The organism is Acidovorax sp. SRI_002 (assembly GCF_057586455.1).
The window spans coordinates 133361-144485 of record NZ_JBYCZW010000004.1 but is presented as its reverse complement, the minus strand read 5'-3'; the positions used below and the strand labels follow the sequence as shown (position 1 = coordinate 144485).

The 11125-nt window shown below is 66.3% G+C and carries 10 protein-coding genes; 6 read left to right on the top strand and 4 right to left on the bottom strand.

The window, feature by feature from the left end; all coding sequences use genetic code 11:
• The first annotated feature begins 1 nt into the window (after nucleotide 1).
• Nucleotides 2-1108 carry a winged helix DNA-binding domain-containing protein gene (locus AC2YJX_RS11920; RefSeq protein WP_487256170.1) on the top strand — a complete coding sequence of 369 codons (1107 nt, stop codon included), beginning with the start codon at nucleotides 2-4 and terminating at the stop codon, nucleotides 1106-1108.
• Nucleotides 1109-1439: 331 nt separating this feature from the next.
• Nucleotides 1440-3245, top strand: a complete 1806-nt coding sequence (locus AC2YJX_RS11915) for a methyl-accepting chemotaxis protein (RefSeq protein WP_487256169.1) — start codon at nucleotides 1440-1442, stop codon at nucleotides 3243-3245.
• Between the two features lie 132 nt (nucleotides 3246-3377).
• On the opposite strand, the gene AC2YJX_RS11910 is transcribed toward AC2YJX_RS11915, so the two are convergent.
• Nucleotides 3378-3836: a RidA family protein gene (locus AC2YJX_RS11910; protein ID WP_121505846.1), complete on the bottom strand. Its 459-nt coding sequence runs from the start codon at nucleotides 3834-3836 to the stop codon at nucleotides 3378-3380.
• A 265-nt stretch (nucleotides 3837-4101) separates the two neighbouring features.
• Between AC2YJX_RS11910 and AC2YJX_RS11905 the strand changes: the two genes are divergently transcribed.
• The 4 genes from AC2YJX_RS11905 (at nucleotide 4102) to AC2YJX_RS11890 (ending at nucleotide 9296) form a co-directional block, all read left to right on the top strand.
• A complete protein-coding gene (locus tag AC2YJX_RS11905; RefSeq protein WP_487256357.1) occupies nucleotides 4102-6582 on the top strand; it encodes a DNA internalization-related competence protein ComEC/Rec2 in 2481 nt (826 codons plus the stop codon).
• A gap of 67 nt (nucleotides 6583-6649) precedes the next feature.
• On the top strand, nucleotides 6650-8185 hold the full coding sequence (locus AC2YJX_RS11900) for a circularly permuted type 2 ATP-grasp protein (protein ID WP_055400921.1): 1536 nt from the start codon (nucleotides 6650-6652) through the stop codon (nucleotides 8183-8185).
• Between the two features lie 2 nt (nucleotides 8186-8187).
• Nucleotides 8188-8343: an alpha-E domain-containing protein gene (locus AC2YJX_RS11895; protein WP_228899455.1), complete on the top strand. Its 156-nt coding sequence runs from the start codon at nucleotides 8188-8190 to the stop codon at nucleotides 8341-8343.
• Nucleotides 8337-9296, top strand: a complete 960-nt coding sequence (locus AC2YJX_RS11890) for an alpha-E domain-containing protein (protein WP_055400923.1) — start codon at nucleotides 8337-8339, stop codon at nucleotides 9294-9296. Before AC2YJX_RS11895 ends, AC2YJX_RS11890 begins: the two co-directional genes overlap by 7 nt.
• A gap of 199 nt (nucleotides 9297-9495) precedes the next feature.
• Here AC2YJX_RS11890 and AC2YJX_RS11885 read toward each other — a convergent pair whose 3' ends face one another.
• The 3 genes from AC2YJX_RS11885 to AC2YJX_RS11875 are packed head-to-tail and all read right to left on the bottom strand — an operon-like array spanning nucleotide 9496 to nucleotide 11053.
• Nucleotides 9496-9753, bottom strand: coding sequence for a hypothetical protein (locus AC2YJX_RS11885; RefSeq protein WP_487256168.1), 258 nt, complete (start codon nucleotides 9751-9753; stop codon nucleotides 9496-9498).
• A gap of 6 nt (nucleotides 9754-9759) precedes the next feature.
• Nucleotides 9760-10092: a VF530 family protein gene (locus tag AC2YJX_RS11880; RefSeq protein ID WP_121420665.1), complete on the bottom strand. Its 333-nt coding sequence runs from the start codon at nucleotides 10090-10092 to the stop codon at nucleotides 9760-9762.
• A gap of 43 nt (nucleotides 10093-10135) precedes the next feature.
• On the bottom strand, nucleotides 10136-11053 hold the full coding sequence (locus tag AC2YJX_RS11875) for a LysR family transcriptional regulator (RefSeq protein WP_055400927.1): 918 nt from the start codon (nucleotides 11051-11053) through the stop codon (nucleotides 10136-10138).
• Nucleotides 11054-11125 lie beyond the last annotated feature (72 nt).

Below are 11125 nucleotides of genomic sequence, written 5' to 3'. Positions count from 1 at the left end.
TGTGGCGTCGCGCTCACCCACGCTGGATGAGCTGCGCCGCTACGCGATTGCGCGCAGCCTGTTCAAACCGCTGACGCTGCCCGGCGCGATCCGCAAGCTGGGGTTTGTGCAGGCTGACCCGATGCGAGCACCCGCGCGGGCGCAGGACCTGATTTTGCGTCTGCGGGTGCGCGACTACCGCGCGGGTGACCTGGAACGCCGCTACGAGCGCTTAGGTATTGAAGAAGACGCCTTCGTTAACTACGGCTTTGTGTCCCGCGAGATGCTGGCGCTGCTGCACCCGCGCACGCCGCGCAGGCCGTGGGACGCCGCCACTACCGAACGTGCGCGTGAGGTGCTGGCGTTTGTGCAGGAGCGGGGCATCGTGCACCCGCGCGAAGTGAGCGAAGCGTTTGCGCACCATGGCCGCGTGGCGGGCTACTGGGGCGGCGAGCTCAATGCCAGCACACGCCTGCTGGATGCGATGCACCACCACGGCTGGTTGCGGGTGTGCCGCCGCGAGTCGGGCACTCGGGTGTATGCACCCGTTGCGCATCCCGAGCAGGACGTCAGCCCCGCCGCACGTTTGGCCCGCGCCGAAGCCCTGGTGGATCGCATCGTGGCGCTGTATGCCCCGTTGCCTGCCCCCAGCCTGGGCTACCTGGTCACGCTGCTGCGCTATGGCGCACCGCAGCTGGCTGCCGAGGCGCGCGCGGTGGCCAAGGCCGCACCGTCACGCTACGGCCATGCGGTGGTCGATGGAACCACCTGGTTTTGGCCTGTCGCTGAAAGTCCGGCATCGCGCCGCCACCAGCCGGATAACGGCGTGCGGCTATTGGCACCGTTCGATCCCGTGGTGTGGGACCGACGCCGCTTCGAGATGCTGTGGGGCTGGGCGTACCGGTTCGAGGCGTATGTACCGGCGCCCAAGCGCACCATGGGCCACTATGCGTTGCCGGTGCTGTGCGGCGAACAGATGGTGGGCTGGGCCAACCTGCGCGTGGAGCGTGGTCGGCTGCAGCATGCTCTGGGTTTTGTGGTCGGGCGCCCACCACGCGACGCGGGGTTCCGGCGCGCGCTGGGCGAGGAACTGGCGCGTTTTGAGGCCTTCCTCGGCTCCGCAGCCTGACAGCCCGCTCATGCACCCGGCACCCCGGGCCTGCGAGTTAGCGCCTGTCGCCAGTTTTTTTCAGGGTGTCGCAGCGGGCGACAGGGGCCGCTGGCACCGCGCTTTTGTCGACGATGGGCGTACAGATGGCATGCGAATGGGGCATTCGCCCGAGCGACACGACTTGCTGAAACCCCGTGGCCGAACTCTGGTGGCGCAATGACGCGCACCCCGGGAGATGTGCTGGGGCCCATGCAGGCAGGGCAGACCCTGATGTGCAGTGACGGAGTTTGTGCAATCGTGAAAAAGCGTGCAACATCTGTACACAAACACAACGCTTCAGGAGGCAACCATGCCCAAGCATCTTCGGATGGCTCACAAGCTCTGGCTGGCGGTGATTTTGATTGTGGTCATGCTGGTGGCGGTGGTGGGCTTTGCGGCCTACCGGTCTGCCAAGGTACAGGCCCATGCTGATGCGGTGAGCAAAGACATGGAGTCGCGCGTGCAGGCGGCATTGCGCTGGTCGGGTCTTACCGAGACCAATGCCGCCAGAACCCAGGCCCTGATCGTCAGCAGCGACCCGGCCGTCGAAGCCGAGTTCAAGGATGTGATCACGGCCACATCGGCGCAGATCAGCGAAGTGCAAAAGTCGCTGGAATCCATGGCCCTGTCAGAGGCCGACAAGCAGCAGATGGCCAAGATCGCCGCTGCGCGCAAGACCATGATCGACCTGCGCGGCGAGGCCCGCAAACTCAAGAGCGATGGGCAGCAAGAACAGGCTGTGACGTTGATCACCCAGAAGTACAACCCTTCGGTGGCGGCCTACACCACCACGCTGCGTGAGTTCGTTCAGCAGCAGCAGCAAGGCGCCGAGGCCGTTCAGAAGCAGATGGCGGCAGAGCGCATGCTGACGGTCAAGATTGCTGCCGTGGCCGTGGGCCTGCTGCTGCTGGCCATCATTGTGGGTGCCTACTACCTGATCGGCAGCATCCAGCGGCCCTTGGAGCAGGCCAACGGGCTGGCCGAACGCATTGCGGGGGGCGACCTGAGCATGCAGGAATCCGTGACCCGGGGCGACGAGTTTGGCGACCTGCTGCGTTCGCTGTATGCCATGAGCAGCGCCTTGGGTCGCATGGTGCACCAGGTGCGCCAGAGCACCGACAGCATCGCCATCGCCAGCGCCGAGATCGCCACGGGCAACCACGACCTGTCGGCCCGCACCGAGCAGACCTCCAGCAACCTGCAGGAGACGGCGGCCGCCATGGAGCAGTTCACCAGCACCATCCAGCAAAGCGCAGGCAGTGCGCAGCAGGCCAGCAGCCTGGCGGCGGGCGCCACGGGCGTGGCGCGCCGGGGCGGCGAGGTGGTGAACCAGGTGGTGGCCACGATGGAGGACATCAACCACAGCAGCAAGAAGATCGCGGACATCATTGGCGTGATTGATGGCATAGCGTTTCAGACCAACATCCTCGCGCTGAACGCCGCTGTGGAAGCAGCCCGCGCGGGTGAGCAGGGCCGGGGTTTTGCGGTGGTGGCCAGCGAGGTGCGCAGCCTTGCCCAGCGCAGCGCCGAGGCCGCCAAGGAGATCAAGTTGCTCATCAGTGCATCGGTCGAGAAGGTGGAGACGGGCTCGCGCCTGGTGTCGGACGCGGGCACCACCATGACCGACATCGTGCAGTCGGTGCAGCGCGTGACCGACATGATTGGCGAGATCACCGCAGCATCGTCCGAACAGAGTGCGGGGGTGTCGCAGGTCAACAAGGCGATCAGCAACCTCGACCAGATGACGCAGCAGAATGCGGCGCTGGTGGAAGAAAGCGCCGCCGCCGCCCAGAGCCTGCGTGAGCAGGCAGACCACCTGGCGCGCGAGGTGTCCATGTTCAAGGTGAATGCCGCCAGCTATGGGCCCGCGCAGGCGGCCATTGGTGCGGCGCGCGCTACGGCTGCCCAGCGGCCACAGGCACCCGCCGCTACCGCTGTCCCCTCGGCACCCGCACGGCCTGCACCGGGTTCTGGTGCGAAGGCACTCCACGGCACGCCCGCTGCGGTGGCCAAGGCTCCGGCTGCAGCGGTCGCTGTTGCCAAGGTATCTGCCGCACCCGCCAGCCGCAAGCCCGCGGTGGCCCAGGGATCGGAAGAGGACTGGGAGTCTTTTTGACGCTCTGACAACTGGCAGCCATGGTGTCATGGCGGCTGGGAGGGGCGTATCCGTCACCGCCCAGCGCAGAAAACAAAAAAACCCATGGCAGTCATGCCATGGGTTTTTTTTTGGTGAGGGGGGTGGGGTCTGTCAGGCCAGCTCTGCGATCAGCTCGATTTCCACGCAGGCGCCCAGGGGGATCTGCGCCACGCCAAAAGCGCTGCGGGCGTGCACGCCTTTTTCGCCAAAGACCTGGCCCAGCAGTTCGCTGGCACCGTTGGTCACCAGGTGCTGCTCGGTGAAATCACCCGTGGAATTCACCAGGCTCATGACCTTGACGATGCGCTTGACGCGGTTGAGGTCGCCGCCACAGGCAGCCTGCAACGTGCCCATGAGGTCAATCGCTACCGAGCGTGCAGCTTCCTTGCCTTCTTCGGTGCCGATATCGCGGCCAAACTGCGCGGCCCAGGGCTTGCCGTCCTTGCGTGCGATGTGGCCGGACAGGAACACTAGGTTGCCCGTCTGTACATAGGGCACATAGGCGGCAGCGGGCACCGACACGGGGGGCAGGGTGATGTTGAGTTCTTTCAGCTTGTCGTAAACGCTCATGGTCTTTCCTCGGTTTGGCGTGAAGGTGGATGGCGGGGGCTGGCCGGTGCAGGTGCGCCGGCATGGCCTGCTGGTCAGCGCGGTGGCTTCGCGGTCCGGCGGCACCCGGATGGCCGCGAGTGTTACACAGCCTGGTGTGCAGAATCCAGCGGCCAGCCCCCAGGCATCGCATTAGCATCAGCCCATGCCCGCCATAAGCGCCCCTAATGCCATTTCATCCGCCCCTGTGGGCCTGGATGGCGCCGTGGCCAGCGAAAGCTCCGCGATGGTCGCCGCCGTTCCCTGGCGCTTGCCTGCGTGGCTGCTGGGGGCCGTATTGGGGGCCGCGCTGCAGCTGCAGCAGCCGGTGTTGTGGCCCGAGGTGGTCTACGGGGCGGTTCTGGTGGCGGCGTGTGTGGTGGGCGGGTGCGCGCGGGCAGCGTCCAGGCGACGCAGATGGGGCGCTCATGCGGCCACCGCGCTGGCGGTGGCCGCCGGAGTGCTGGTGATGTTCGCCCTGTGTGGGCTGCGCGCTGTGGACTATGCGGCCCAGGGCCTCGCGCCCGCGCTGGAGGGCCAGGACATCCGTGTGACCGGCGTGGTGGCGGCCATGCCGCAGACCAACGAGGCTGGCACCCGCATCCGCGTGGACGTGGAGGCCGCGCGCCTGAACGGTGCCCCGGTGACGCTGCCGCCGCGCATCGATGTGGCCTGGTACGGCGGCCCGTTCCGCGATGCGGCCGGAACCTTGGACCTGCAGCGTCCACCGCCCGCCCTGAAAGCTGGCGACCGCTGGGCGTTGACGGTGCGCCTGAAGGCGCCGCACGGGCTGCACAACCCGCATGGTTTTGACTACGAGTTGTGGATGTGGGAGCAGGGCGTGCAGGCCACAGGCTACGTGCGTGCAGGGCCCAAGGACGAGCCGCCGGAGTTTGTGGCTGCAACCTGGCTGCATCCGGTGGAGCGGATGCGGCAGTCGGTGCGCGATGCGATCTTGGAGCGCCTGGCGGGCGATCAGGATGGCAGTGACCCGGCCCGCACGCGCGTTGCGGGCGTGGTGGCGGCTTTAGTGACGGGTGACCAGCGCGCCATTGACCGTGCCGATTGGGATGTGTTCCGCGCCACGGGCGTGGCTCACCTCATGAGCATCTCCGGGCTTCACATCACCTTGTTTGCCTGGCTGGCCGCGCTGGTGGTGGGTGCCCTGTGGCGGCGTTCCACCCGGCTGTGCCTGGCGGTGCCCGCGCCCTCCGCAGCACTGGCCGCCGGGGTGGTGCTGGCGGCAGCCTACGCGCTGTTCAGCGGCTGGGGCGTGCCTGCACAGCGCACGGTGATCATGCTGGCGGCCATTGCCGTGCTGCAGCTCAGCGGCCGCCGCTGGCCCTGGCCGCAGGTGTGGCTGTGGGCCTGTGCAGCTGTGGTGGTGGCAGACCCGTGGGCGCTGGCGCAGGCAGGCTTCTGGCTGAGCTTTGTGGCGGTGGGTATTCTGTTTGCTACTAATTCAATAGCTGGTGGCGCTTATCCAACCAGCGCTAGGCACCATTTTTATGCATTGATTCGGGAGCAGTGGGTGGTGACGCTGGCGCTCACGCCCCTGACCCTGCTGCTGTTTGGCCAGGTGTCGGTGGTGGGTTTTGCCGCCAACCTGGTGGCGATTCCCTGGGTCACCCTGGTGGTCACCCCGCTGGCGTTGGGCGGCGTGCTGTGGGCGCCCTTGTGGAGCCTGGCCGCCCTCAGTTTGCAGCCGCTGGCAGCTCTGCTGCAATGGCTGGCGTTGTGGCCCTGGGCCGTGGTCTTCCTGCCTGCCGCGCCGTTGTGGGCGGGCATGCTGGCCGTGGCCGGAGGGGCGCTGCTGGCCACGCGCCTGCCCTGGCGGCTGCGGCTGCTGGCATTTCCCCTCCTGTGGCCCGCGCTGTGGTGGCAGCCGGTGCGCCCGGCGGCAGGGCAGTTTGAACTGCTGGCCGCAGACATCGGCCAGGGCAATGCGGTGCTGGTGCGCACCGCCACCCACACGCTGCTGTACGACGCAGGGCCGCGTTTCAGCCGCGAGAGCGACGCGGGCCACCGCGTGCTGGTGCCGCTGCTGCGGGCACTGGGGGAGCGCGTGGACACCCTCATGCTCAGCCACCGTGATGCAGACCACACCGGCGGTGCGGCCGCGGTGCTGGCGCAGCAGCCGCATGCGGAGCTGTTGGGCTCGATCGAGGCAGAGAACACCTTGCAGGCCTTGCGCCCAGTCCAGCCCTGCCTGGCGGGCCAGCGCTGGGAGTGGGATGGTGTGGCTTTCGAAGTGCTGCACCCGCAGCCGGACGACGCGGCGGTGCGCAGCGTGCGCCCCAATGCGCTGAGCTGTGTGCTGCGCATCACCTCCGCCGGGCCGCAGCGCGTGTCGGCCTTGCTGGTGGGCGACATCGAAGCCCCGCAGGAACAGGCCCTGCTGGCGCGCGGTGCGGCGCTCCAGGCCGACCTGCTGCTGGTGCCCCACCACGGCAGCAAGACATCGTCGTCCCCGGCGTTTCTGGATGCCGTCCAGCCGCGCACTGCTTTGGTGCAAGCCGGGTACCGCAACCGCTTTGGCCATCCAGCCCCGCAGGTGTTGCAGCGCTATCGCCTTCGCGACATCGAGGTGGTGGAGTCTTCGCGCTGCGGCGCCGCGACCTGGGCCTCTGCCAAACCCGCAGCAATAGGGTGTGAACGCGATGCGGGCCGACGCTACTGGCAGCACCAGATGGTGCCCCGGGCGGACTCAGCAGGCGCGATGCCGTAGTGCCACCAGGGGCCGTTTGCAGAGTGTGGGCGCGCAACTTGCTATCCTGTCTTCAGGAGGCCAGTTCATGCAGAAATTTGACGAGATGTACGCCATGCTGCCTTTTGATGGCAGCGATGTGCGGGAACACTACAAGCGCTACGCGCAGTGGTTGAGCAAACAGCCCCCTGATGTGATGCAGGCCCGCAGGGCCGAAGCCGAGATGATCTTCCGGCGCGTGGGCATTACCTTCGCCGTTTACGGCGCAAAGGACGAGGGCGGCGCGGGCAATGAACGGTTGATTCCGTTTGACCTGATTCCGCGCATCATTCCGGCCCATGAGTGGAGCAGCATGCAGCAGGGGCTGGTGCAGCGGGTCACGGCGCTCAATCGCTTCATCCACGACGTGTACCACGGCCAGGACATCATCCGCGCCGGCATCGTGCCCGCCGACCTCATCCTCAACAACGCGCAGTACCGGCCCGAGATGGCCGGGTTGCATGTGCCGCAGAACATCTACGCGCACATTGCCGGCATCGACATCGTGCGCGCGCCCAACGCGCAGGGCGAGGGCGAGTACTACGTGCTGGAAGACAACCTGCGCGTGCCCAGCGGCGTGAGCTACATGCTGGAAAACCGCAAGATGATGATGCGGCTGTTCCCCGAGCTGTTTAGCCTGCACAAGGTGGCGCCCGTGGCCCACTACCCCGACATGCTGCTCGAAACCCTGCGCGCCAGCGCGCCCGCAGCGGCCGACGAGCCCACGGTGGTGGTGCTCACGCCCGGCATGCACAACAGCGCGTACTTCGAGCATGCCTTCCTCGCGCAGCAGATGGGCGTGGAGCTGGTCGAAGGGCAGGACCTCGTCGTCAAGGACAAGTTCGTCTACATGCGCACCACGCGCGGCCTGCAGCGGGTGGACGTGATCTACCGCCGGGTGGACGACGACTTCCTCGATCCGCAGGTCTTCCGCCGCAACTCCACGCTGGGCTGCCACGGTCTCATGGAGGCCTACCGCGCAGGCAACGTGGGCATCTGCAACGCCGTGGGAACGGGCGTGGCCGACGACAAGTCGGTGTACCCCTACGTGCCCGAGATGATCCGCTTCTACCTGGGGCAGGAGCCCATCCTCAAGAACGTGCCCACGTGGATGTGCCGCAAGCAGGAGGATCTGCAGCATGTGTTGGCCAACCTGAAGGACCTGGTCGTGAAGGAAGTGCACGGCGCGGGTGGCTACGGCATGCTGATCGGCCCGGCCGCCACACAGGCCGAGATCGAGGACTTCCGCCGTGCCCTGCTGGCCAACCCGGCGGGCTACATCGCCCAGCCCACGCTCAGCCTGTCGAGCTGCCCGACCTATGTGGAAAGCGGCATCGCCCCGCGCCACATCGACCTGCGCCCCTTCGTGCTCAGCGGTCGCGAGGTGCAGATGGCCGCAGGGGGCCTCACGCGCGTGGCACTGCAAGAGGGCTCGCTGGTGGTGAATTCGTCGCAGGGCGGCGGCACCAAGGACACCTGGGTGCTGGGCGAGGGTGCGCCTGCCGCGCAACCCAAGGCCGTGCAATCCCAGTCGCAATCGCAATCCCAGGGCCAGTCGCAAAGTCAATCGCAAGGGAGCCTCTGAACATGCTGAGCCGCACCGCCGACCATCTGTTCTGGATGTCCCGCTACACCGAGCGGGCTGAAAAGCCCCATGCCATGGGGCTTTCGACACAACACCGCGTGCGTGCGCAGCACGTGCGGGGTTCTCAGCCCTGCTCGATCAAGGAGGCCGCATGCTGAGCCGCACCGCCGACCATCTGTTCTGGATGTCCCGCTACACCGAGCGGGCTGAGAACACCGCAAGAATGCTCAATGTGAGCTACGAGACCTCCCTGTTGCCCCAGGCTGCCGATGTGGCGCAGAAAGGCTGGGAGGGCCTGCTGTCCATCAGCGAGCTGATTCCTGCCTACACCGCCAAGCATGGCGAAGTGACGCCCGCCAACGTGCTGGAGTTCATGGTGCACGATGGCAACAACCCGTCGTCCATCCTGTCGTGCCTGCGTGCCGCGCGCGAGAACGCGCGGGCCGTGCGCGGTGCGTTGACCACCGAGGTGTGGGAGACGCAGAACCAGACCTGGCTGGAGCTGCACCGCCAGCTGGAGGGGGGCGCCTTTGAGCGCGACCCGGGTCAGTTCTTTGAATGGGTGAAGTACCGCTCGCACCTCTCACGCGGCGTGGTGCTCGGCACGATGCTGCAGGACGAGGCGTTTCACTTTTTGCGCATGGGCACCTTCCTGGAGCGCGCGGACAACACTGCGCGCCTGCTGGATGTGAAGTTCCACGCCGTGAAGAATGACTTTTTTGGCCGCCCCAGCGACCGCAACCAGGAAAGCGACTTCTACCACTGGAGCGCCATCTTGCGCAGCGTGTCGGCGTTCGAGGTGTACCGCAAGGTCTACCGCGATGTGATCACGCCGGGGCGCGTGGCCGACCTGCTGATCCTGAGCCGCGATATGCCCCGATCGCTGCACGCCTGTCTGCGCGAGGTGGTGGACAACCTGGCCGTGCTGGCCAACGGGCAGTCCGCCGAAACCAGCCGCAGGGCAGGGCGCTTGCTGGCCGACCTGCAGTACGGTCGCATCGACGAGATCCTGGCGACGGGCCTGCACGCGTTCCTCACGCAGTTCCTGGACCGGGTCAACGACCTGGGTGGCGGCATCAGCCGCGATTTTCTGGTGACGTCCGGCGATTGAAAATCAGCATGGCCACGCCATGCAAGGCCAGCCCCGCTGCGTAGGGAATGAGCGGTGCCCAGGGAGAGCCCAGCCAGGCTCTTGCCTGCGCGCCACGCAGCCAGTCGGGCATCACTGCGCCCCAAGGGGCGTGCAGGCTCGTCTGCAGAATCCCATAGGTCGTCAGCCCCAGACCTACAGTCGCACCCAGAGCGATGCCCTAGGCCACCGGCAGCTTGCGGCGACCCGCCATGGCCATGAAGGCTGCACTGAAGAAAACCCCCAAGAACATGGTGGCCAGCCACGCCACGGGCCACCATCCTGCATCACCCCTTCCGGACTGAGCCGCCAGCAAAGCATTGAACCCACCGATGACGCCCAGCGTCAGCAGGGGGACCAGAAAATTGCGATACCGTGCGCTCAGCCGTGCCGAATACGCATTCGGGGTTGGCGATGCTTGGGGCGTGGTAGCGCGCATTGCCAGTCATTCTTGCGCGTTGCGCCGCTGGTCGCGCAGCATGAAGAGGTAAAGGCTCTCGACCTTCTCGCGCGCCCAGGGGGTTTTGCGCAAAAACTTGAGGCTGGAGCCCACGCTGGGGTCGATCTGAAAGCAGCGGATGGGGATCTGTCGGCCCAGCTCGTCCCAGCCAAAATAGTCTGCCAGGCCCACTACCATGGCTTCCAGCGTTACGCCGTGCAGGGGGTTGCGGGGCTGTTTGGCAGAAGCTGCTGGAGGTGTGGGCTCAGCAGCTTGCGCGGTGTGGCTGCCCTCGGTGGTGCGCGCGTCAGGGGTGGGGGTGGACTCGGTAGCGTTCATGGGCCCAAGCATAAAGGCCCCTGCCTGCCTTTGTGGAATGCCTTCACTGCGTGCGTTGCAGGTGGGTCTCGCGCTGAAACAGCTCGGCCGCCCAGTCCACAAACGCACGCACCTTGGCGCTCAGGTGGCGGTTGGGTGGATACACCACGTACACAGGCAGTGGCGGCTGGGTCCACTCTGGCATCAGCCGCACCAGGGCGCCATTTTGCAGGTGTTGTTGCGCCTGGTAGCTGGTGATCTGCCCGATGCCCAGCCCCGCCAGCACGGACGTCACATAGGCATTGGCTTCATTCACGCTCAACTGGTAGGGACCCGTGATGTCAATGGATTCGGAGCCCTTGACGAACTCCAGCGGGTAGTGCCGGCCGCTTTGCGGAGAAAAATAGATCACGCTGGCGTGTTTTTCCTCGATCTCCAGCGGATGGGTGGGCGTGCCCTTGCGCGCCAGATAGTCGGGCGATGCCACCGTGATGAACTCCAGGTTGCCCACCCGCCGCGCCACCAGCGACTGGTCGCTGAGCTCGCCACCGCGAATCACGCAGTCCACGTTATCTCCGATCAGGTCCACGATGCGGTCGCTCACCCCCAGGTCCACCTGGATGTCCGGGTACCGTGCATGAAACTCTGCCAGGTTCGGAATGATGAGCAGCTGTGCCACCGACGTGCCGACATCGATGCGCAGGCGACCGCGCGGATTGGCGCGTGCATTGGTCATACTGGCCTCGATGTCATCCAGGTCGGTCAGCAGCCGGACGGTGCGGTCGTAGTAGGCGGCGCCGTCGGGCGTCACTGTCACGCGCCGCGTGGTGCGGTTGAGCAGCTTTACGCGCAGGCGCTCCTCCAGCGCCTGCACATGCTTGGTCACGGTGGCTTTGGGCAGCGATAGCGAATCCGCTGCCCGGGTAAACGTGCCGGCCTCCACCACCCGCACGAATATGCGCATGGCCTGTATTTGGTCCATGGCTTCTCCTTGAATCTGGAACGTCAGCACCCACCAGTGGGTGCTGCGGAATTCTCACACGGGCACTGCCAT